This is a genomic window from Paenibacillus sp. VCA1 (assembly GCF_031583795.1).
Classification (GTDB): Bacteria; Bacillota; Bacilli; order Paenibacillales; family Paenibacillaceae; genus Paenibacillus_AQ; species Paenibacillus_AQ albilobatus.
The window spans coordinates 1-243 of sequence record NZ_JAVLSX010000057.1; the positions used below are offsets into that span (position 1 = coordinate 1).

At 55.1% G+C, this 243-nt stretch carries 1 protein-coding gene; it reads left to right on the forward strand.

The window, feature by feature from the left end; all coding sequences use genetic code 11:
- A partial coding sequence (locus tag RJP21_RS31135; protein WP_310862620.1) for a manganese catalase family protein occupies nucleotides 1-243 on the forward strand: 243 nt, incomplete at both ends.

The following is a 243-nucleotide window of genomic DNA, read 5'->3' on the forward strand; positions in this document are numbered from 1 at the left end:
TGATGGAGCAGTACGGAGGCGCTGACGGCGAATTGGCGGCGGCCTTGCGTTATTTAAACCAGCGTTACACGATTCCCGACAAAGTCATCGGTTTGTTGAACGACATCGGCACGGAGGAATTCGCGCATCTGGAAATGATTGCCACCATGGTGTATAAACTGACGAAAGACGCTTCCGTCGAGGAACTGAAGGCTGCGGGGCTTGGCGCGCATTACGCGGCGCATGACAAGGCGCTTTTCTACG